The sequence below is a fragment of the Flavobacterium cellulosilyticum genome (assembly GCF_004349355.1).
Taxonomy (GTDB): Bacteria; Bacteroidota; Bacteroidia; order Flavobacteriales; family Flavobacteriaceae; genus Flavobacterium; species Flavobacterium cellulosilyticum.
Genome location: NZ_SMFK01000001.1, coordinates 249,903 through 274,774, shown reverse-complemented (window position 1 = coordinate 274,774; position 24,872 = coordinate 249,903). Strand labels below are relative to the sequence as shown.

General features: G+C 32.5%; 14 protein-coding genes. 13 read left to right on the top strand and 1 reads right to left on the bottom strand.

The annotated features are described in order from the left end of the window. The first annotated feature begins 3 nt into the window (after positions 1-3). From E0F76_RS01110 to E0F76_RS01055, 12 genes are all read left to right on the top strand, one after another. Positions 4-1,419, top strand: coding sequence for a DUF4960 domain-containing protein (locus E0F76_RS01110; protein WP_132000499.1), 1,416 nt, complete (start codon positions 4-6; stop codon positions 1,417-1,419). Positions 1,420-1,428: 9 nt separating this feature from the next. Continuing rightward, positions 1,429-2,967, top strand: a complete 1,539-nt coding sequence (locus E0F76_RS01105; protein ID WP_132000498.1) for a glycoside hydrolase family 32 protein — start codon at positions 1,429-1,431, stop codon at positions 2,965-2,967. Positions 2,968-3,083: 116 nt separating this feature from the next. Continuing rightward, positions 3,084-4,001 (top strand): carbohydrate kinase family protein, encoded by a 918-nt coding sequence (locus tag E0F76_RS01100; RefSeq protein WP_132000497.1) that lies wholly within the window; start codon positions 3,084-3,086, stop codon positions 3,999-4,001. A 921-nt stretch (positions 4,002-4,922) separates the two neighbouring features. Next, positions 4,923-7,652: a substrate-binding domain-containing protein gene (locus E0F76_RS01095; RefSeq protein ID WP_132000496.1), complete on the top strand. Its 2,730-nt coding sequence runs from the start codon at positions 4,923-4,925 to the stop codon at positions 7,650-7,652. Between the two features lie 197 nt (positions 7,653-7,849). Further along, positions 7,850-10,390 (top strand): GH32 C-terminal domain-containing protein, encoded by a 2,541-nt coding sequence (locus tag E0F76_RS01090; RefSeq protein ID WP_132000495.1) that lies wholly within the window; start codon positions 7,850-7,852, stop codon positions 10,388-10,390. Positions 10,391-11,040: 650 nt separating this feature from the next. Next, positions 11,041-12,360 (top strand): sugar porter family MFS transporter, encoded by a 1,320-nt coding sequence (locus E0F76_RS01085; RefSeq protein WP_132000494.1) that lies wholly within the window; start codon positions 11,041-11,043, stop codon positions 12,358-12,360. A gap of 5 nt (positions 12,361-12,365) precedes the next feature. Beyond that, the gene (locus E0F76_RS01080; protein ID WP_132000493.1) at positions 12,366-13,964 is read left to right on the top strand and encodes a glycoside hydrolase family 32 protein; all 1,599 of its coding nucleotides are present in this window, start codon (positions 12,366-12,368) and stop codon (positions 13,962-13,964) included. 74 nt (positions 13,965-14,038) lie between these two features. Continuing rightward, positions 14,039-17,116 carry a SusC/RagA family TonB-linked outer membrane protein gene (locus tag E0F76_RS01075; protein WP_132000492.1) on the top strand — a complete coding sequence of 1,026 codons (3,078 nt, stop codon included), beginning with the start codon at positions 14,039-14,041 and terminating at the stop codon, positions 17,114-17,116. 101 nt (positions 17,117-17,217) lie between these two features. Then, positions 17,218-18,924 carry a RagB/SusD family nutrient uptake outer membrane protein gene (locus E0F76_RS01070; protein ID WP_132000491.1) on the top strand — a complete coding sequence of 569 codons (1,707 nt, stop codon included), beginning with the start codon at positions 17,218-17,220 and terminating at the stop codon, positions 18,922-18,924. A 28-nt stretch (positions 18,925-18,952) separates the two neighbouring features. Beyond that, on the top strand, positions 18,953-20,791 hold the full coding sequence (locus E0F76_RS01065; RefSeq protein ID WP_132000490.1) for a hypothetical protein: 1,839 nt from the start codon (positions 18,953-18,955) through the stop codon (positions 20,789-20,791). A 20-nt stretch (positions 20,792-20,811) separates the two neighbouring features. After that, entirely contained in the window at positions 20,812-21,966 is a 1,155-nt protein-coding gene (locus tag E0F76_RS01060; protein WP_132000489.1) for a DUF4960 domain-containing protein, read from the top strand. Positions 21,967-22,050: 84 nt separating this feature from the next. Continuing rightward, on the top strand, positions 22,051-22,968 hold the full coding sequence (locus E0F76_RS01055; protein WP_132000488.1) for a carbohydrate kinase family protein: 918 nt from the start codon (positions 22,051-22,053) through the stop codon (positions 22,966-22,968). A gap of 148 nt (positions 22,969-23,116) precedes the next feature. Here E0F76_RS01055 and E0F76_RS01050 read toward each other — a convergent pair whose 3' ends face one another. Continuing rightward, positions 23,117-23,710, bottom strand: a complete 594-nt coding sequence (locus E0F76_RS01050) for a type 2 periplasmic-binding domain-containing protein (RefSeq protein ID WP_132000487.1) — start codon at positions 23,708-23,710, stop codon at positions 23,117-23,119. A 186-nt stretch (positions 23,711-23,896) separates the two neighbouring features. Here E0F76_RS01050 and E0F76_RS01045 point away from each other — a divergent pair, with 186 nt between their 5' ends. Next, on the top strand, positions 23,897-24,769 hold the full coding sequence (locus E0F76_RS01045; RefSeq protein WP_132000486.1) for an AraC family transcriptional regulator: 873 nt from the start codon (positions 23,897-23,899) through the stop codon (positions 24,767-24,769). The last annotated feature ends 103 nt before the right edge of the window (positions 24,770-24,872 follow it).

Below are 24,872 nucleotides of genomic sequence, written 5' to 3'. Positions count from 1 at the left end.
ATTATGAAAAAAACAAAACATATAATAAAGTTTATACTACTAAACTTATTTGTTATTTTAAATTACTCTTGTTCTCAAGATCGTGATATTCTAGCAGATGCTAAGAATGAGGTTCCTTCAATAGAGAATTTAAAAGTGGAATTGGTAGGTGATATAGCTAAATTAACATGGAATAACCCTAATTATACAGGTAATGTTACCACTATATTAAAGCATAACAATGGAGTAGAATTACTTGATTTTTCTAAATCAAGTTATGAATTTGAAATTGGAGAGGTTAATGTTGAATATTTTTTTACCATTAAGTTGAAAAATACAGATAGCGGGTCTTTCTCATTAGGTAAAACAGTTAGCTTAACTAGAGAAGGTCCAAAACCAGTTTTGAATTTTGTCGGTTCACAAGTTGGGAATAGTGTTGTTTTAAAATGGAATCTCCAAGAGACTACTATTACAGGTGTAAAATTGACGATAGACGGGACTCAAGTAATTGATCTTCCTAGTAATGCTACTACATATACTCTTGCCAATGCAGAGCTTAGAGAATATAATTTTAAAATAAATACTATTAATTCAAAAAATCAACTATCACCTTCTAAAAAATTAAGTTTTAAAGTAGGGGCTACCAAAATAGGTTACCTAGGTGTAGCAGCCAATGTTGCGTCAATTAGTGATGATGATGAAAAAGCTTCTGCAGCATGGCTATTTAAAACTTATCCAGATGCAGAATATATTTCATTTGCTGATATAAATGCTGGAAAAGATTTAAGTAAATTTAGAGTGCTTTGGTGGCATTATGATAAACAAGATGATAACCCAGCACTTCCAGCTGCAGCATTAAGCGCAAATGTAGTTTCTGCAATTACAAATTTTCATGCTAATGGAGGTGGACTTTTACTTAATACACACGCTATAGAATATTTATGGACAATCGGTAGAATTACTGATAATTTTGGCAAACTAAAAGGTGCCGGAGGAGGATTTTCAAATGGAGATACCTGGTCTGTTAATGTAAATATTGGGCTTATTCATAATGAAAGCACGCACCCACTTTATCAAGGAGTAGAGACGTTCACAGTAGATCAAAGGAAAATAATCAAGTTGATCGGGCCTGGGTACAGAGAGGATCATAATTTTGTATTATGGATAGGAGATTATTATGGAATAGGAAATAATAACGAGCAGGTATATTTGAATTTGGTTAACAATGCTAAACTTAAACCCCTCGGAACTTGGGATTCTATAAATGATTATTGGATGATGGGAAATTTCGAAGCAATGCCAAACAATAATTTTAAAGGTACAGCTATTGCTATAGGAATAGGTGGTTTTGAATGGAATCAAAACAGCGGTCTAAATATATATCAAAAGAATATAGAGGCCATTACCAAAAATGCTTTAGAATACTTAAAAACCAAATAATATAAAACGATGAAAATAATTAAAGGTATTAGAATAATATTATTTGCATGCATATTAATATTATTCTCAAATTGTAATAATGATGATATATCCTCTAAATCAAATGCTGAATTAGTAACGGTTGGGGATAATGATTATCGACCAGACTTTCATTTTACTCCCCAAAAAAATTGGATGAATGATCCTAATGGAATGGTGTATTATGCAGGTGAATATCATTTGTTTTATCAATACAATCCCAATGAAAGTGTTTGGGGGCCTATGCACTGGGGACATGCAATTAGCAAAGATTTAGTTAATTGGGAAGAATTGCCAATTGCTTTATATCCTGATAATTTAGGAAATATATTTTCTGGTAGTATTGTTGTCGATACGAACAACACATCTGGTTTTAAAACCGGTAGCGAAAGTCCTTTAGTGGCTGTTTTTACTCATCAAAACCCAGCAAACAATAAGCAAACCCAGAGTTTAGCCTATAGTAATGATAAAGGTAGAACTTGGACTAAATATGCGAACAACCCTGTTTTGGTAAATAATAACAAAGCAGATTTCAGAGACCCAAAAGTATCCTGGCATAAGGGAACGCAAAAATGGGTAATGACACTTGCAGCTGGTGATGAAATTATGTTTTATACGTCAACAAATTTAAAAAATTGGGAATATAAAAATAGTTTTGGAAAAAATGTGGGAGCACATGGTGGTGTATGGGAATGTCCAGATTTGTTTAAAATTAAGGATATAAACGGTCAAGAAACATGGGCATTATTGGTTAGTATAAATCCAGGAGGGCCAAACGGAGGATCTGGAACACAGTATTTCTTAGGGGATTTTGATGGTGAAACATTTACTTCTTCACAGGTAGAAACCTTATGGTTAGATTATGGAACTGACAATTATGCTGGTGTAACTTGGAGTAATGAGCCAAATGGTAGAAATTTATTTATTGGGTGGATGAGTAATTGGTCCTATGCTCAAAATGTCCCAACCTATAGTTATAGAAGCGCTATGACATTTCCAAGAACTTTACATTGGCAAAAAAGTAATGGGAAAAGCATAATTGTAAGCAAGCTTGCAACAGAGTTAATCTATGCTACTGGTGCTACAGTTATTGAAAAGACGGATGTACCAAGTGATTTAGAATTGCTTGATGATGCAACATTAGGAGGAGGTAAGTTCTATCTAGAAACTACGCTGGATTTTAGTACCATAAATAAAGCAAACATTAAATGGGGTAATAAAAGTTCAAGTGTTCTTATAGAATACGACAAAGCCAATGGAGAATTAACATTAAATAGAGCAGAATCTGGATTCAAATTTAATAATTTGAATGGTAATATTATAAAATGTCCCTACGTATTACCTGCTTCAAATCAACTTAAAATAAGCATGTTGGTCGATAAATCCTCCATGGAAATTTTTCTTAATGACGGAGAAAGGGTTTTAACTGCTTTGGTATTTCCATTAGCACCTTTTAACAATTTAGAGATTACAGCGAATCAGAAAACAAAGTTTATTAAGAAGATTAAACTAAGTAAATTATCAAAGTAGTTTTGTTAAAAAGACAAAGCTAAAATAGATAAGATTACTAGTGTAAAATTGTTTCTGTTAAACAATTAGTGCCTATAAAGGGCAGGAATTCCTCCCCTTTTTTTACCTTTAAAATTATGAAAAACAAAAAAGAATTAAAAGCGGTTTGCTTTGGTGAGGTCTTATGGGATGTTTTTCCAACACATAAAAAAATTGGAGGAGCACCATTAAATGTGGCGCTAAGGATGAATTCTTTAGGTATAAATACAACGATGATAAGTCGCATTGGTGAAGATTTAGATGGAGATGAGATACTTTCATTTTTAAAAGAACAGAATGTAAGTCCAGATTCCATTCAAGTGGGTCAGGATTATAAAACGGGAGTTGTCAATGTAATGATTAATGAAAAAGGAAATGCTTCTTATGACATCATGTACCCTTCTTCTTGGGACAAAATTGCACTGACAAATGAAATGATTAAAAAGGTTTCTGAATCGGATGTTTTTATTTTTGGAAGCTTGATTTGTAGAGACGAAATATCCAGATCAACATTATATGCTTTGTTGGAAAAAGCGAAGTATAAAGTGCTCGATGCCAATCTTAGAGCGCCCTATTATACATCCGAAGTGCTAATTGAATTGATGTCAAAAGCTGATTTTATCAAATTGAATGATGAAGAGTTATGGGAAATAAGTCGCAAATTAAATTCGCCATATAATTCTTTTGAGCAGAACATCAAATTTATAGCTGAAAAAACGAATTCCAATCAAGTTTGTGTCACCAAGGGAGCCTTTGGAGCAGTTTTGTATACTAATAATAAATTTTATTACAATAGTGGCTATTTTATAAAGGTAGTTGATACTGTTGGTGCAGGCGATTCTTTTTTAGCAACTTTAACGGTTAGATTGCTTAAAGGAAAATCCCCTCAAAAATCATTGAATTATGCTTGTGCAGTAGGAGCTTTAGTGGCTGGGCATGAAGGAGCAAATCCAAAGATTTCAGATGCAGAAATAAAAAAATACATGATGCTTACTGAGAAGAATAGTAAAAAATAAGTTTTGGTGAGATGCCCCACTTGTGGTTCAACGAAGTTAATCCCATCCTCACTGCATATAAGTAATGCTTCCTGAAAGGGGAGCATTTTTTGTTTTAAAGTGATTTTGAAATTGTATTAAAATTAGGGAACCAACTGATTTCCAAAATACATGCAATGTTCAGTCATATTGCTTTTGAGACAGACGCCAAAGACAAGAGGTAAATTATGCCATAAAACAAACAAATAAATATACGAGGGTAAATTTTCGATGTATTTACTCTCGATCATAATACAAAGGCAAAAAATTCCCTTGTATAAAAGCAGTAGTCCGAGGAGAGAAATGATCTACAATAATGAAATACCGTACAATAATTTACCTCCATTACCACATCAAAAAGAATATCGCTCATTCATAGGAATAAGGCACGTTATAGGCTAAACGGATATATTTAAGGCCACTACTTTGTAGTTTTCATTAAAATGCACAGTTATAATATAATGACTAAAGCTATTTCGCTTTTGCTGAAATTCTGCTCTAATACTACACTAATAGTATATCTTTATTCACTGGCTAAATGGCTCATTATTTACAACTTTGGTCAGGAGTAAATAAAGACAATTTATTCCATTCGAAGGAGAGGACTTTAAAGTCCTTTCTTTTGAAAAAATCATCTTATCTCTTTTCCTGACAGTTGCATTAATTAATTGAATCTAGTATTTATTAATAATATAAATAGAAGCAGATAGACAATCAACTTTCAAAGTTTGAATTTGCTCATAGTATAGTACTTTTCTATATATTTACATTTTTTATGTTATATTAAATTATTGTTCTCAAAACAATCAATCGTTATTTAAAATGACGTTTCATTACAATAATCAATAATTTCAACTGTTTTTTGAGGTTATTTTTAATTCAACTCTTATAATGAGAAATTCAATGCTAAGAAAATTTAGTTATTTAATTCCAATTTGTTGTCTTCTTTTATTGTGTTCTTGTAATTTAAATACAAAGGATGCTCGAACTATTTCAATAGGTTTTTCACAAAGTATATCTGAAGAAGATAACTGGAGAAAATCTATGGATAATACTATGAAAGTAGAAGCATCTCTTCATCCAGAAATTGACTTAACTATTTACAATGCAAATGGCAGTACTAAAAAGCAGATAGAAGATATTGAAAAAATGATCGAAAAGCGTGTGGATGTTTTAATAGTAGCTCCGTATGGTTCAGATTCTATTGTGCCAGTAATTGAAAAAGCAAATAAAAAGGGCATACCTGTTATTATAGTGGATAGAAAAGTCAACACATCCAATTACACTGCATTTTTGGGAGCTGACAATATTGAAGTAGGTCATATTGCTGGGAAATATATTGTTTCAATGTCTAAAGCTCATGCAAATATTCTTGAAATTAAAGCAACCACAGCTATTTCACCAAGTGTAGAACGAAGTCTAGGATTTAAACAAATAATAGATCAATATCCGAATATTAAAAAAACGACTATAACTGCTCTTAATTTGGAATCGATAAATAATGAATTTATTAAGGTATTGGATAACGAACCAAATATTGATTATGTCTTTGCATTTAATGACATTATTGCACTTCAAGCTTGGGAAGTTGCAAAACGAAAAGGCAGGGAAAAGAATATAAAATTCATAGGAATTGATGGTTTAAATGACCCAAATGGAGGAATTCAAGCTGTAAAAGAAGGCATCCTAACAGCAACTATTTTATATCCAACGGGCGGTAGCGAAGCGATTAAGCTCGCCATTAAACTAGCAAATAAAGAAATAGTCACTAAAAATAATGTGCTGAATACAATATTGATTGACTCCCTGAATGCGGATATAATGAGTAACCAATTCGACAGAATTGCGATTCAACAATCAAATATAGAAACACAGCAAAATGTAATTGGCGAACAAGAAAAGAAATACCTAACCTTATATAATCTAATTAAATTACTTACCTTTCTTCTGGTCTTGATTATTTGTTTAGCTATTTTTAGTATTTATTCTATTTTTTCTATAAGAAAGAAGAAAACATTATTAGAGGAAACAAATACAAAAGTCGTTCAACAAAGAAATGAAATTGAAAAATTTGTGGAGAAATTGAAAGAAAGCAACGAATCCAAAATTAATTTTTTTACCGGAATATCACATGAGTTTAAAACGCCTTTAACCTTAATATTGAGTTCAGTCGAATCTCTTCACGATGAGTTTATCAACAAAAGCCATTCGGTAAAAAAAGATTTAGATATTATGTATAATAATTCGATGAGATTACTTCGACTTATTAATCAATTGCTGGATTTTAGAAAGGTTGAGAATGAAAAATTCACACTAAAATTGTCTAAAAATAATCTTTGGAAGTTCTCCGTTAATATGTTTAAGGAATTTAAAAGAGAGGCTAAAAAAAGAAATATTAAATATACAATTGAAACGGATAGTGAAGAGTTAGGCGTGTATTTCGATGCTAATTTAATGGATAAGGTGTATTACAATCTATTGTCTAATTGTTTTAAATTCACCCCTGATGGAGGTAAAATTGAAATTAAAATTAGTCAAGATAAAAATAAAGGATTGGTTAAAATTAGTTTTAAAGATTCGGGTATTGGAATACCGGAAAAAGAAATAAATCAAATTTTCACGCCATTTTTTCAAGGGTCAAATAATTATAGAAGCGGTTCTGGTATTGGATTGAATTTATCCAAGCATTTTATTGATTTACACGAAGGAACTATCGAAGTAAGTTCAGTTATGGGTACCGAATTTGTCGTTTGTCTAAAATTAGGGGATCATCATATTGATGCATCAAAAATTAATAACGAAGTCAGCTCCTTTTCAGAAAATGAAAATGAATATGAGTATTTGGAAAGTGAATTAACACTTACAGATGAATCTTTAATTACTGAAAACAAACAAACGATTTTAATTATTGAGGATAATATTGACCTGTTAGATTTTATAGCCACAAAATTAAAAGAAGAGTATGCTGTTAACAGATGCAATGGGACAAGTGCAATAGAAATGGCTATGGAGTTAATTCCGGATATTGTAGTGTGTGATTTAAATTTACCCGAGAAGGATGGTTTCGAAATTTGTGAAGCGTTAAAAACAAATATGATTACATCACATATCCCAGTTATTATTTTAACAGCAATGGATGATAATAACACGTATATTAAGTCATTAAAAGTTGGAGCAGATTTGTTTTTAACAAAACCTTTCAATCTAAAAATTTTAAAACAAGCTATAAAAGGGCTGTTATTTAACAGAGAGAAATTGCGGTACTTTTATACTAATAATTTCGATAAAATTGAAAACGATTCGCTAAGTTTAATCGAAAGGGAGTTTTTAAATAAGATTAATTTGATTTTAGACACAAAAATAGATGACTCTTCTTTTTCGGTTGAAGATCTTGCTAGTAAATTAAATATTTCAAGAGTTCAACTTTATAGAAAAGTAAAAGCAGTTCTAGGAATAGGAGTAAGTGATTATATTAATAATTTTAGATTAGAGAAAGCCAAAGAGTTATTATTGACTTCAACGATGAATATTTCCGAAATTGCCTATTCTTGTGGATTTGCTTCCCCAAATTATTTCTCTACTGCCTTTAAAGCCAAATATGAAATGTCTCCATCCGACTTTAGGAATAAGTAATTGCACTATAACGATGTAACAATTTTATACATACCATGTTTTTAATTTCTTTTTTATATTGATTTTAAAAGACATTTCCCTTCTTATCCTACTGTTTTGTTGGGTTTAATTTTTTTTTTAAATTAATTAGACTCATGTAACAATACTGAATCAGTTCTCTGGAATCTTCTGCTAATTTTATTGAAAATTAGTTTGAAATGAAAAAGTATATTACAATTATCCTGTTTGGAGTTATGTTTATTGGATGTAAATCGCAAAATGACCCTAGTCCAACACCAACTCCTCCTCCAAATCCAACGGTAGCCACAGCGCTTTTATCTTTTAATTTTAATGAGTCATCTGGACAGTCCCTTTCCGAAAATAAAACAAATGCCAATTTCACTATTGATGGACCATCGGGTTCCGCTGAACGAATTATTGGTGTTGAGGGCAATGCGCTCAGAGTGAATGGTTTTTATGGTTGGGCTACTGGAAATGCAAGCACAACTTACCCTACAGCAAAAGTGTGTGTGTCGGGATGGATTGCACCATCGGCTTTCCCTGTGCAAAGAAAAGATTTAGATCTAATTACTGAAAACACAAATGCAGCTCTATTTTCAAATGTTAATACTTCCAATAGTTCGGGTGTTGCCTTAGGGATTAATCATCACGGAAGAGTTATTGGTCAATTTAAACTGGGGACCAGTGTGATTCAAATTCTTTCCGATCAAGAAGTACCACTAAAAAAGTGGAGCTTTATTGCCTTAAATATAAATGCTTCAAGCGGAACAGCTGCATTGTATTTAAATGGTAGTCAAATTAAAAGTACGACGTTTGAAATTGGAACACTATTATGGGATAACAATGCCACAATTTATATCGGAAAAGAATCAAAAACTAAAACAATAGCTGGATTTGATACTAATGGCTTGACTGGAGCAATAGATCAAGTAACCCTTTGGAATAAAGACTTAACAGATGCTGAGATAGTTGCTCAGTATGCTAAATTTTCGCCTTCGGATCCAGATCTTAAAATTCCAACTACAAGATTTGCTAACGATATTCATCGCCCAAAATACCATTTGATGCCATCATCAGCTTGGACAAATGAATCACATGGATTAATTTTTATAGACAATAAATACCATATATTTAGTCAAAGGAATTTTAATGGGCCCTATTTAGAACATATCAATTGGGGACATTATGTGAGTGCAGATTTGATCAACTGGGAAGAAAAAACCCAAGTTTTATGGCCACAACCCGGATTTGATGAAGTGGGTATTTGGTCTGGACACGCTATAATTAGTAAAGGTCAGCCCTATATTTTTTATACAGGAGTCAATAAATCGAAGGCAGCTATTGGACTTGCGACCTCTTCACCTCCTTATGATACTTGGACAAAAAACCCTACAGCTATAATTCCAAATGCACCTAGTTCTTCTGCGAATGCCGATTTTAGAGACCCATTTATTTTTCTAGATAATTCGCAATGGTATATGATGATCGGAACAGGTATGCGTAGCGGAACGCCACGAGGCGGACTCTATTTGTATAAATCTACTTCAACCGATTTTAAACAATGGTCGCTACAAGGAACGATGTTAGAAGGAAATCCTGCTGTGGATGGAACAGGTGATTTTTGGGAAATGCCTGTTTATTATAATTTTGGTGCTAAAGCTATTGTGCTAATCAATAAGCTTCCTAATGCCAATGCATTGTATTGGACAGGGAATTTTAATGGTTCACAATTCGTCAGAGACAATGCCATTCCTGAACGATTGGATGTCATCAATCAATTATTATCTCCTTCTATTCATCCGGATGCCAATGGTAATTTGACCGCTATAGGAATAATACCCGATGGTGTAACTTCGGAGAAACAAAAAGAGCAAGGTTGGGCACATGTATTTAGTTTGCCAAGAGTTTGGACGCTAGTAAATGGTAAAATAAAACAAGTTCCACATCCAAATGTGCTGAATTTAAGAGGCGCTTCTAAAAATTTCACGAATGTGGTTTTTGATCAAAACACTTCAAATGCTTTAAATAATGCAACAGGATCTCAATATGAAATTGTTGCTACGATTAATCCAGGAACGGCTACAAAAGTCGGTTTTTCTTTAAATAAAAATACTGCCACAGGAGAACAGACCTTAATTTACTATGATTACGCTACAAGTAGTTTTGTTGTAGATAGAAGTAAATCTTCAATTCTTACAGGTGTTCCTCTGTCCAATCAATCTACCAATTATGTAGTACCATCAGGAATTATTAATTGGCGAATTTTTGTAGATGCCTCGGTAATTGAAGTTTTTGTTAATGAAGAATTGGCTTTTGCAACGCGATCTTTTCCTTCGACTGCGAATAATTTAATTGATTTATATGCTCAGGGAGGTGCTGCCACTGCAACAGATTTAAAAATATATTCCATTCAAGGTGGTGGTGTAGCATCGGTATCCAAGAAAAGACCTGAAAAAAAAAGTGAAATAATTCTTCATCCCATTGTTTTTCCTAATCCATCAACTGACAATTTCAATATAAAATTTAATAACATCACAGAAACGACTCCAGTCTATGGATATATTTTTGATATAACAGGATTTCCAGTAAAAAGAATTGAAGCTGCTGTTGATGTGGAAAATACAATACTCCATTGGAATGGTATTATGGACAATGGAGCTAAAGCCATTAGAGGTGTTTATGTAATAAAAGGCTTGTTGAAAAATGAATTGTTTGATGCAAAAATAATCGTTGAATAGAAAATTAGAGTTTCGTAGCTATTTTCAACAAGATAAAGCTCGATTTTTACTCAAAATCACGAAATAAATGGAAACTTATTGTAATTGTTCCTGATTTTACAATACTAGTGCCATCCAACTTTTACTTTAAATAGACTAAATAATGCATTTAAAAAGCATTTTTTGGTCTATTTTTTTTTGTTCATAGATAAGGTTTTGTAAACATTATCTATGAAAACAATTAAGTTTCGATAGCTATCATGAAAAGGTTCATAGAAAATTGATTTATTGATACCAAAACAGTTAGAGTATAAGATGTAAAATGGAGTTTTCAGGGTTGAAACTTGCAATATTTTAGGCTTTTACTTTTGTTTTCTGAACAGCTCAACTACTATAAGTGCAACTAATTTTAAATATAAAAACACATTGTGTAATAATATATCCTATTAATTATAAAATAATTATTTTGTAAATTTTTCAATGTTACAATATTGTAATTCGATGTAACAATTTCAACCCTTTCCACTTTGTAAATCAAATAAAAACAACTCAACTGATTGAAAAATAACGATTTATAAATAATGTATCAAATTTAAAGTTAATGGATACATTACGAAAACGTTGTCTTATGGTTTAATAATAAATTTGGATATAATTTAAAATCAAGATTTATGAACAATAAAATTTTAAGATGGTCAATCATTGCTTCTTTCGCTGGATTCCTTTTCGGATTCGATACAGTGGTGATTTCTGGAGCAGATAAAACACTTCAGTTGTTGTGGAATTCAAGTGATGTTTTTCACGGATCTGTAGTGATGGCAATGGCACTTTGGGGAACCGTGATAGGAGCTATTTTTGGTGGAATTCCAACTAATAAATTAGGCAGAAAAAATACTTTATTAATTATAGGTATATTGTTTTCTATTTCTGCAGCCGGTTCTGCTCTTTCAAATGATCCCTTTGTTTTTGCTTTTTATAGGTTTCTGGGAGGTTTAGGAATTGGGGCTTCAACAATTGCCGCACCAGCTTATATATCTGAAATCGCACCAGCTAAAGACAGAGGACGTTTAGTAGGATTGTATCAATTTAATATTGTTTTTGGAATTCTTTGTGCTTTTTTATCGAATTATCTATTAAGTGATATTGGTGTAAACGCATGGAGATGGATGCTTGGTGTTCAAATTTTCCCATCACTAATATATACTTTCATGGCATTTAGTATTCCTGAAAGTCCAAGATGGTTGTATTCTAAAAATAAAATTGATGAAGCCAAACTAATTTTTGATAAAATTGGTTCAAAAGAAGATGTTCAAGCTATTATGGAAGATTTGTTGCGAAATAGCAATAGCACTCCTTTGAACGAAAATATTTTTATGAAGAAATACCGTTTTCAACTAATATTGGTATTCTTGATAGCGGCCTTCAATCAATTGTCAGGAATTAATGCTTTTTTATATTATGCCCCCAGAATATTTGAAGAAGCGGGACTAGGAGCCAAAACAGCTTTGTTAAGTAGTATTGGTATTGGTTTTATAAATTTAATTTTCACACTAATTGGAGTTTATCTTATCGATAGATTGGGAAGACGTAAATTAATGATTTTCGGATCTATTGGTTATATTTTCTCGCTTTCAATGGTGGCCACTTCATTTTACTTAAACTGGACAGGAATGGCGGTACCCGCATTTCTATTTGTTTTTATTGCTGCACATGCAATAGGGCAGGGTGCTGTTATTTGGGTATTTATTTCAGAAATTTTCCCGAATCATTTAAGAGCATCTGGGCAGTCCTTTGGTAGTTCTGTTCATTGGGTTTTAGCAGCTATAATTCCTTCCATGGTGCCTATTCTTTTTACCAGTTTTGGTGTTGGGAACGTATTTGCCTTTTTTGCTTTCATGATGGTTTTTCAATTGTTGTTTGTGATTTTTATGATGCCGGAAACCAAAGGAATTTCATTAGAAGAAGTTAGTAAAGGATTGACTAATAAATAGAAATTATGGCGAAAATATCAGAAATAGGAGTTTTTAAAAGAATGTTTATTTTAATAGTATTAATAACAATGAATAGTTGCAGCACTACTAAAATAAATACTAAAAGGACGTTAACAAACGAAGAATTGTATAGACCCAATTTTCATTTTACTCCAAAAACAGGATGGATGAATGATCCAAATGGGATGTTTTTTTACAAAGGAATATACCATTTATATTTTCAATATTATCCGGACGACACGGTGTGGGGACCAATGCATTGGGGCCATGCAACAAGTAAGGATATGATAACTTGGAAAGAAGAAAAAATTGCACTGTACCCAGATGAAAAGGGATACATATTTTCGGGTAGTGCCGTTGTTGATGTCAATAACACTTCTGGATTTGGTAGTGCAAGCAATCCTCCAATTATAGCCATGTTTACGTATCATGATATAATAAAGGATAAAGCGGGTGCATTGGATTATCAATCACAGGCTATTGCCTATTCTTTAGACGAAGGAATGACTTGGACAAAGTACGAGAAAAATCCAGTTATTAAAAACCCAGGGATTAAAGACTTTAGAGATCCTAAAATAACTTGGGATGCGATTCATAATCAATGGATAATGGTGCTAGCTGCTGATATTGAAACTAAAATATACCGTTCTTCTAATTTAATTGATTGGGAGTTGGCTTCTGCTTTTGGTAAAAACCTTGGTGTACATGGGGCCCCTTGGGAGTGTCCTGATTTTTTTCCTATAAAAGTAGAAGGAACTACAGCAACAAAATGGGTGCTATTACAAAGTATCAATCCTGGAGGTCCAAATGGAGGATCGGCAACACAATATTTTATTGGCGATTTTGACGGAAAAACCTTTTCATTAGAAACTTCGTTTGCCAATGATTTGAAGCAAGTAGAAGGATTGTGGATAGATTACGGTAAAGATAATTATGCAGGTGTTACTTGGGCTAATATTTCGGCTGCTGATGGTCGGAAATTATTTATCGGTTGGATGTCCAATTGGCAATATGCCAATAAAGTGCCTACAAAAGCTTGGAGAAGTGCTATGACTATTCCTAGAGAATTGAAACTCATTACTGTTGATGGTCATTATCGAATGGTTTCTGAACCTGTAAAAGAATTGGATAATTATATTTCAAAAACGATTAAAAAGAAGCTTCTTACGATTGACAAAACAACTGTAATTGCAGACAAAGAGGCTATAGATATGTCAAGTTTAGATATTCGTTTTACGATGAATGGTTTAAAAGAGGATAATTATGATTTTGTCTTATCCAACAAAGCAAATAACGCCATTCATTTTGGAATTAATAAAAAAGACCACTATTTCTATATTGATAGAAAGAATGTAAGTCAAACTTCATTTTCAGATGATTTCGCAAAGAATAGTACTAAAGCACCCATCGCTTCAAATTTTAATTCCATCGATGTAAGAGTGATTATTGATAAAACGTCAATTGAAATATTTTATGACAATGGAAAAACGGTGATGACTGAAATTTATTTTTCTGACAAACCAATGGAATCTCTTTCGATAGTTCAAGCAAATTCTGATTTTGAACTTAAAAATCTAGTAATAAACCAAATCGCTGTTAAATAATAAATGAGTAAAAAGAGATCAAAAAACAAAACCGAACAAATTCAAATTAATTAACAACCAAAATAATAAAATCTATGAAAAATAAGTATTTAAAAAATAAGAAAAGCATATTGTCAATATGTCTGTTTTTCTTAGTATTTATTGCTTCAGGGCAACAAAGACTAATAAACGGTTCAGTTTTGGCAGACGATGGTGAGCCACTGCCAGGGGCTAATATTATTGTCGAAGGCACAAAAAATGTGACCACAACGGATATAGATGGTAGTTTTAAAATTACCGCTGATGAAGGAACTAATTTGATTGTTACCTATATTGGTTTCCAAGAAGCTAAAATAAAAGTAACTTCAAAAATCACGTATAGTATTAAATTACAATCTAGTGCAAACACACTTTCAGAAGTTATTGTTGTTGGATATACGAAAGAAAAAAAATCAGATTTAGCAGGCGCCATTTCGATTGTTAAAGTAGCTGACCTTGCTCAAGAATCTAGCCCAAATATTTTAACTGCTTTGCAGGGTAGAGTGGCAGGTTTGCAAATAAATTCTGGAGGAACGCCAGGAGGGAATGATTCTCAAATATTAATTAGGGGATTAACTACTGTAACCAGTGGATCTGCACCTCTATGGGTTATTGACGGAGTTCAAACTACCAGCTCATCCTCGTTAAATCCTGAAGAAATAGAATCAATTCAGGTGTTAAAAGATGGAGCATCTGCAGCTATTTATGGAACTTCTGCTGCAAATGGAGTTATTATAGTTACGACTAAAAAAGGTAAAAAAGGTGTTTCTGAATTTACTTTCAAGTCCGAAGTAACGGTGAATCGATTAAGAGATAAAATCAGTTTATTGAATTCACAACAATGGGCGGATGTAGAATACCAAGCACAATTAGGCGCTGGAATAGCATCTCCAACTCATCCAGTTTTGATCAATAATGGTTCTGGTTTTACTATTCCACAGTATCTTGATCCAAATAAATTGCAAACAGCAGCGAATACCAATTGGGTGGATGCGATAACAAATGATTCTTTTTCGACCAACACCGATTTTGGATACAGAAAAGGAACTGAAAACTTAAGCTTATACACTCAATTAAGCTATTCTGAAGATAATGGTATCCAAAGATATACGAGTTATGACCGTTTCAATGCTAGGATTAATACTTCATATAAATTATTTAATGATAGACTGACAATAGGTGAAAATTTCTTGTATTCTAAATTTAATGAAGTAAAAGCGAATGAATTTGAGAATTCAATTCTTCAAAATCCATTGCTTCCAGTATATTCTAATCTTGGAGATTATGCTACTTTAATAACTGGTGGTCTGCAAGATAAACCCAACACTGTAGCAAATTTATGGAGTAATAGAAATAACAAGCAAAAGAATCAAAGGTTTTTAGGGAATGCTTATTTAGATTTTAAAATAATTGATGGCTTGGTGTTCAATTCGACTTTAAATTTTGATAAAGGTACTTTTAGATTTAACACTGCAACGCAAGCTTTTTCTGGAAACGGCGTAATCCCTTCTGTTTTTAATAATATTACTACTGATGACGTGGATAATGATTACCTAGCAACCATTTTTACCAATACCATAAAATATGATAAAGAATTTGGGAAACATAGATTTTCATTATTGGGTGGTGTTGAAAATTCAGCTAGAGAAGAAAATTTTCATAACAATCAAATCAACGGAGTTAACATTACAAACCCTGCGGGTTACGTAGTAAATAATAATGCACAGTTTAAAACAATTTTAGGAAAAGTAGAAAGCTTTAAAATTTCACAATTTGGTTCTCTTAAATACGTTTTTGATGACCGCTATATTGTTTCGGGAACGCTAAGAAGAGATGGTTCCTCTCGTTTTGGGCAAAATAATAAATATGGTATTTTCCCTTCGGCTTCCTTAGCTTGGAACGCAAGAAACGAGAAATTTTTAATGGAAAATAAGTATGTTTCTAATTTAAAATTGAGAGCTTCTTGGGGTGTAAATGGAAATGATCAAATAGCTGATTACTCCTATCTTTCAAGTTATGTAGACAACACTGTGGGTAATGTAGTTGAATTTTCAGATTATAACATCAGTGGAACAGGGATTGGAGCGGCTAGTGGAGTATTACAATCGCGCCAAGCAAATCCTGATCTTAAATGGGAGTCAACTGAACAATACAACGTTGGATTTGATTTAGGTTTTTTTAGAGAAAGAGTTACTCTACAATCTGATTTCTACATAAAAACTACCAATGATTTAATCCTAAGACCAATTGCTTTATCAGTAAACGGTGAAAGCCAACCGCCTCTAATTAATGCAGGATCGGTTAGCAACAAAGGATTTGAAGCCGTGTTGAGTTACAAAAGCAATCCGGCAAATGAGTTCAAATATGGTGTAGATTTCAATTTCTCTACGTATAAAAATAACGTAGAAAGTTTAGATACCGATTCGAATTTCCTACTTAATGGAGTGTCAATAACTAAAAAAGGTGCGCCAATTGCTTCTTTTTACGGATTAATTGCCGATGGTATCTTTAGAACTCCAGAAGAAGTTGCGGTTCATGCTGATCAACCTGGAAAAGCATTGGGTAAAATAAGATACAGAGATGTTAATCTTGATGGTAAAATTGATCAATTTGACAGAACAATCATTGGAAATCCACATCCCGATTTTATTTATGGGATCAACCTATATTCTTCTTATAAAGGATTTGATTTGTCCTTATATTTTGATGGTAAACAAGGAAATGACTTGTATAATGCACAAAGAGCAATAGGTGATTTTGATTATTTTAGTTTTAATCATAGCACCAATACTTTAGATGCTTGGACACCGAGTAAAGCCAATTCAAATATCCCTGCTTTATCGACTTTAAACAGTAACAATGAATTACAAGCTTCTAGTTATTTTGTTGAAGACGGTTCTTATGTTAGACTGAAAACGATAACAATAGGATATAATTTTGATAATGCATTCACAAAAATATTAGGAATGAACAAGTTACGATTTTACCTAGTAGGTCAAAATTTGTTTTCTCTAACCTCATTTACCGGATTTGATTATGAAGTTTCTGGATTAAGTGCTGGAGGTATTGGTGTGGCAGGATATGGAATTCCACATTCAAAGTCGATCACTTTTGGTATTAATGCTAATTTTTAAAATATAAAATATGAAATGAGCATAACCGCAAATTGGTCGTAAACACCAATTAATGATATGCGAATTACATATGACAAATAAAAAACAATAAATATCAACATATGAAAACGAAATTTAAAATAGTTTTTACTTTAATAATAAGCATGCAATTGCTTTCCTGTGTCAATGACAGTGATTTAAATGTAAAAGAAAATAATGTATTATCTCAAGATAATATTAACCCAGAACAATTAGTGATAGCGGCCTATAGCGCCCTTGATTATCGTTACAATACAGGTGAATTCAGAGATTTATGGCCTTTTGACCATGCTCCTTCCAATTGGGCTACAAGCGACATTCGTTGTGGTGATGCCTATAAAGGTGGTGGTGGAACTGGTGATAATCCTGGAGGAGGAATGCATCAACTAGAAACACACGATCTGTTTCCATCTAGTGAAAATGCGTATAATGTTTGGAGAGCCATTTATTTTGGAATAAAACGAGTAGATTCAGCTTTAAGAGCTATAAATACAATAGACGAAACCAAATTCCCTAATAAGAAAGAAAGAATTGGAGAATTAAAAGTTTTAAGAGCGCATTTTTATTTTGAAGCTATTAAAAACTTTGGTTCCATTGTTTGGTATGATGAAAACACCCCTGCGAATCAAATTAATCAAATTGCAAATAATTTTGACTCTGGCTTTATGTGGTCAAAAGTAGAAGGTGATTTAAAAGACGCTATTGCACTTTTGCCAGATTCTCAAACGGAGTTAGGAAGAATAAACAAAGTGGTGGCTTATGCTTATTTATGTAAAGCACAAGTTTTTCAAAAAAAATGGCCAGAAGCTATCATTAGTGCAAACTATGTAATTAACTCCGGAAAATATGGATTAGTTACGGATCTTGAAAAATTATATTCCATTCCAGGTTATGGAAATCGTGAAAATATATTTGCAATACAATATTCTATTAATGATGGTTCTCAATATGGTAATCTAAATTTTGGAAATTTATTAAATGCACCTGATAGTCCTGGTGATGATATAAAAAATCCTTATCTCAATGGTGATGATTTTGATAAGCCTTCACAAAATCTTGTAAACGCATATAAAGTGGGTGCCGATGGACTTCCTCTAATTGATAGTTATAACAACGCAAATGTTACAGCAACAGACTTGGTTGATCCAAGATTGGATCATGAAATTGGAAGAACAGGAATTACTTGGAAAGATTGGGCAGCAAGACCACAGCAAGCGGATTGGAATAGAGATCCAGCAACTTATGGCTCTTTCTTGGTTAAGAAAAATGTGATTTCTCCAAATTCAAACGGACTAGCTTCAAATCCTACTGGATTCCCTTGGGCATTAGGAAATTTAGACTTTCCAATTATTAAATACAGCGATTTATTATTATGGAAAGCGGAAGCTTTAATCGAAGGAAACTCAAATGTTTCTGGTGGGGTTGCTATTATTAATGAAATAAGAAATAGAGCCAAAAACTCACCATATGTAAAAGATTTCAATAAACCATCTCAAAATGCAGCCAATTATTTGATAAATCTGTACCCATTGAGTTTGTCTCAAGATGTTGCTAGAAAAGCACTTAGAATGGAGCGCAGATTGGAATTAGCCAATGAAGGTCATGGTTTTTATGATTTGGTAAGATGGGGTATCGCTGAGCAATATTGTAACGCATACATTCAAGTTGAAAAGACACGTCGTACCTATTTACAATCTGCTTCATTACAAGCTCACGAACAATATTTGCCTATACCACAAATCGAAATTGATGCAAGTGCAGGAGTATATAAACAAAGAACCGGATACTAATTAAAAACTAACCAAATATTATAAAAATATGAAAACAATAAAAAATCAACTGTCTATTTATAAAATGGCATTAGCCTTTATGATGATTATCTTTGCAGTAATTTCATGTACAAAAGACGATAATTTTTCAGACTCTGTTCCAGATTATACCCAATCTATTATTCAATCTTTTAAAGTAGGTACTAAGTATGCAGAAATAAATCATACAATCGGGACGATTACGATGACTTTACCTTCAGGAACGGATTTGAAAAATGTTAAACCTGAAATTAGACTTCCAGAATCTGCTACTGTAACTCCAAATACAGGATCAACAATTGATTTTAGTGCTGGTCCAGTAACATTTGAAGTGGTTTCTACAAATGGCTCCCACAGAACCTATACTGCTAGTATTGGCGCCTATGGCGACCCAAAAATACTTTCGTTTTCTATTGCTGGTAAAACAGGTATTATTGATGAAGTAAATAAAACGATCGCAGTTGAGATTGGAAGTCAAGATGGTGATTTAAGTAATTTGGCTCCTTCATTTGTGATTGCGGGTGGAACTACCGTAGATGTAGATTCTGGAGTTGCTAGAAATTTTTCTTCTCCAGCAATATATACTGTTTTGTCCAATAACGGATACACGGCCAAACAATATACTGTAACAGTTACACAAATACAAGCACCAAGAATTGATTCCTTTGTAATTAATGGAACTGTTGGTATTATTGATAATGCTGCAAATTCAATCGTGGTTATTTTACCTCCGGGATCAAACTTATCTAGTTTGTCACCGGTAATTACATTACCTGCAGATCAAACGGTAATTCCTGCTTCTGGAGTAGCACAAAACTTTAGCACGGGTAAAGTTACTTATACGGTTAAAAACAAAGAAAATCTAACTAAAGTATATAACGTGACTGTGGAGTCAATTGCTCCTACAAAATATGCTTTTTTAGGCTTAGAAAATGATATTAATTCTTTGGTTGACGACGATGCAAAAGCAGCTGCAACCTGGATGCAAAGCACTTATGGAGCTAATTTTAAATACATCAAAATTGCAGATATTTCAGCTCTAAACATTGGTGATGTAAAAGTGGCTATGTTATATTATTTAACACCGAAAGAAGACCAAGGATTCTCAGCTACAGCAACAAATGTTTCAACAATGTTACCTGCAGCATTAAGGTCGGGTGCTTCTCAAGCCAATGTTCTTAAATCTTGGGTCAAAGGTGGTGGAGATATGCTTATTGCAGGTGATCCTAGTCCATTTATATTTTCTTTAGGAAGAGTTCCAGCTAATTTTGGAGCTGCAAGGGCCCCAGGAAATTATGTTTTCTCTGAATTTGGTTGCGCTGGAGCATCTGGATGTTATGATACTGGTAAACCTGCGGATGATATTTGGGGATTAGGAATGAGAGATACGAACAATTCTGGAAACAGACGTAATGACGCAATTTTTAAAGGTTTAACTTTTGAAGGAGGAGCGGGTAACGAGTATTTACCATTACAAAATAGTGCCAATAGAGAAGTTAGATTAATATGGTGGCAACACTTTGACGGTATTCTAAATCCAAGCTGTTGTGGTTCCGATGCTGCAGTGAAATTTGAGAAAACCTTAACAGCTACAAAATACGGTACATTAAGGCATATTGGTGATGCTTTTGGTTATGGAGCTGTTGAATTCAAAAGAACGGATTTGACAAATGATGCCTCATTTGATTCTCAAATACCTAAAGATTTCAAAGGACACATTTTTACAATTTCAAATACTATTGTGGGTTACGAATGGAATTCAAATGGTACTGTAAATGCTTATCAAAATAATATTAAAGTTTTTACAAAAAATATTATTGATTACTTATATAGCATCAACAACGATTAATTAATTTCAAAAATTATACTATGAAAAATATATTTAAAAATACATTTCAACTGAAGTATGTATTGTTGCTAGTAATAGCAACAATGACATACTCATGTGAAGAACGTCTCAATTATGACGACCAATTACCAAGTACGTTGAATATAATTGAATCGATTAAAATAGGTAATACAAGCGCCACTGTTGATAATTTGTCTGGAGTTATAAACTTTGTTTTGCCTTCTGAAACGAATATAAATTCAGTTGTATTGAATATAAAAAGCCCAGAAGGTGTTACCGTTAGTCCAGCTACAGGATCTACGGTTAACTTAAGTAACCCTCTTGAGCTGACTGCTTTATCTGGGGGGAAAACGAGGCATTATATTATAAATGCACGTGTGTTACCAAATCAGATCGCTTTTGTAAGTGATGTGTCATCCATTGAAAACATTGCTGATGATGATGTAAAAGCGGCTGCTCAATGGGCGAAAGATACCTATGGTAGTAGATTTGTATTCATTCCATTTTCTGATTTAACTATCAATTCTTTAAAAACAGTGAATGTAGTTTTCTTTTTTTATGATACACAGGGAACATCTGCTTTGCCAAAAGTAAGTTTAGATAAAAAGAATGTATTGACTCAATATCTTGTTGAAGGGGGTAAAATACTTTTAGGCGGTATGGCAACTAGTTATGCTGAAGTTATAGGTCGTGACAAAAGTGGACTTTTAACCATTAAAAGTAACGGAATTGGATTTGTCGATGGAGGAACTTGGGGAATTGATGGTGGTGTTAATTTTCAAAATGATCAAAGAAACAGCCCTATTTATAACTTTACTCAAGTGATTTCAACTGATTCTAATGGATATTTCCCAATAAATAATGGAGGATACAAGGAAGATCATAATAATCTATGGGATTTAGGGCCTTTGTTAGGACCAGGACATCAAAAAGGACAGTTTGCAGAATTTGAAAACCTTTATGGTGGTAAAGTTCTTGCGGTTTGGTCTGGAGTAACTGATGAATGTTGCCCCGGTATTATTGAGTTCAAATCGAATTCAGTTTATGCAGGAACCATAATAGCAATAGGTGTTGGAGGTATGGAATGGGCTATCAATGATGGTAGCATAAATACTTACGCGTCTAATATTAAAGGAATCTACCGTAATTCGATAGATTATTTAAATACAAAATAGCAATAAAAATAATAATAGTTTGTTGGTTAGTAATTTTATTGGGCAGGTTATACTTGCCCTTTAAAAGTTTAAATTTTAAAAAAGATGGATAAAAAAAATTCTTTTAAAGCGGTTTGCTTTGGTGAGGTCTTATGGGATGTTTTTCCAACACATAAAAAAATTGGAGGAGCACCATTAAATGTGGCGCTAAGGATGAATTCTTTAGGTATAAATACAACGATGATAAGTCGCATTGGTAAAGATGTAGATGGAGATGAGATACTTTCATTTTTAAAGAATCAAAAGATTAGTCCAGATTCCATTCAAGTGGGTCAGGAATATAAAACGGGAGTTGTCAATGTAATGATTAATGAAAAAGGAAATGCTTCTTATGACATCATGTACCCTTCTTCTTGGGACAAAATTGCACTTACAAATGAAATGATTAAAAAGGTTTCTGAATCGGATGTTTTTATTTTTGGAAGCTTGATTTGTAGAGACGAAATATCCAGATCAACTTTATTTGCTTTGTTGGAAAAAGCGAAGTATAAAGTGCTCGATGCCAATCTAAGGGCTCCCTATTATACATCCGAAGTGCTAATTGAATTGATGTCAAAGGCCGATTTTATCAAATTGAATGATGAAGAGCTGTGGGAAATAAGTCGCAAATTAAATTCGCCATATAATTCTTTTGAGCAGAACATCAAATTTATAGCTGAAAAAACAAATTCAAATCAAGTTTGTGTCACCAAGGGAGCTTTTGGAGCAGTTTTGTATACTAATAATAAATTTTATTACAATAGTGGCTATTTTATAAAGGTAGTTGATACTGTTGGTGCAGGCGATTCTTTTTTAGCAACATTAACGGTTAGATTGCTTAAAGGAAAATCTCCTCAAAAATCATTGAATTATGCTTGTGCAGTAGGAGCTTTAGTGGCTGGGCATGAAGGAGCAAATCCAAAGATTTCAGATGCAGAAATAAAAAAATACATGATGCTTACTGAGAAGAATAGTAAAAAATAAGTTTTGAATTGAAATAGCAACAAAGAGGTTAGCTTATGATAAATTCAATTGTATTTATTTCATTAGATTCTGAATTGCCAAATAATAAGGCATAAAAAAAACAGGCTTTTTATAGCCTGTTTTTATATTATTAAAATTTAAATACTCTTTAAAGAGTGAAACTTTTTTCAAAAGTTTTACCACTATAGGAAACATAAAAAGTACATTCTTCACCTTTTAGTTTTTTTAAATTAAAAACTTTGTTAGTAATTTCATTAGAGGAATTCGTTTTACTGTACAATAATTCTCTATTACTATCATAAATACTTACCATAACCGGTGTTTTTGCATTTTTTTCTAGATTAATTGTTAGCATTCCATATTCTGTTGAATAGTCAAATACGGGTTTGAATACTTCAGAAATAGCTTCTGGAGATAGAATCGCAAGACCACCTTTTATTTCTAATTTATATTTTGAAATTTTGAGGTCATTTTCTGTTACCATATAATATTCTCCTTCTGGAAATGATGCTAAATCATACGTTCTAAATGATTTTTTTCCGGTTAAATCCTCTTTAAAGATTAAATCGTCATTACTATCATAGATAGATAAATTTACTGATTTCATGTCATTCAAAGTGAAACTCACTTTCTTACCTTCTACTTTTTTCAAATTCATTAATAAGGTTGAATTTGTCGCATTTGCGTTTAGTGTTGATACTATACCAACCATAACTAAACTAATTTTTAAAATCTTTTTCATTGTCGTTAAATTTAAATTCATACTTGATTTTAACTAGTACTAAATTACTTCATTTACGTCATTGATAACTTTGTATTATTTTCATAAAAACATGCTATTTTACCTTTAACGAAAACGATTAAGGTTAAAAATATTAATAAATTCGCAATGTTTTGTAAATTTGTATAAATTATTAACAATTATATTATGAGACCTATACTGCCTAATTTAGAAATAATTACACCTACTTTTGGAAGTTCCTTTTCAATTACTAAATATGATAATAATGACAACAATAAAATAGCATACTGGCATTATCATCCTGAAATTGAATTGGTTTATATAAATGGAGGTTCTGGAAAACGACAAGTCGGAAGTCATCTGTCCTATTTTAATGATGGGGATTTATTACTTATAGGAAGTAATTTGCCTCATTGCGGATTTACTAATGAAGTTTCCAGAAATAAAAAAGAAACGGTAATTCAAATGAAACCCGATTTTCTTGGCACTGATTTTTTTGATATATCAGAAATGACGAATATTAAAAATTTGTTCAACCAAGCTAAATTAGGAATGTCATTTGTTGGAAAAACAAAAAATACAATTGGCAAAAAAATCGAAGCGCTTGAGGAACAATCTCAACTAGTTAAATTACTAAATTTGTTGGAAATCCTAAACGAATTAGATCAATCTGATGAAAGTGTCATTCTGAACGCAGAAGGAATTTCATTAGAAATACAAATGCAAGACAATGATCGCATCAATGTTGTTTATAATTTTGTGAAAGATCATTTTCAAGAAAATATTAGTTTAGAGGAGGTTGCAACCTTGGTTTTTATGACAGTTCCCTCATTTTGCCGGTTTTTTAAGAAAGCGACTAATAAAACATTTGTAAAATTTGTAAACGATTATAGATTGGTACACGCTTCTAAACTTCTTGCTGAGAAAACCATTGGTGTCGCTGAAGTATGTATAGAATGTGGATTTAATAATTTTAGTCACTTTAATAAGTCATTCAAAGAATTTACAGGACAAAGCGCCTACCAATACCGACAAGATTTGAAAACGATATTGGAGTAAGCTAGGAGTAAATTTTAATAATGGATTCCTTAAAGTTATTTTGCACAAAATTAAACAGTAAGTTTTGGTATGACTTATGTTTTGTCATTTTAATGTTGGATTC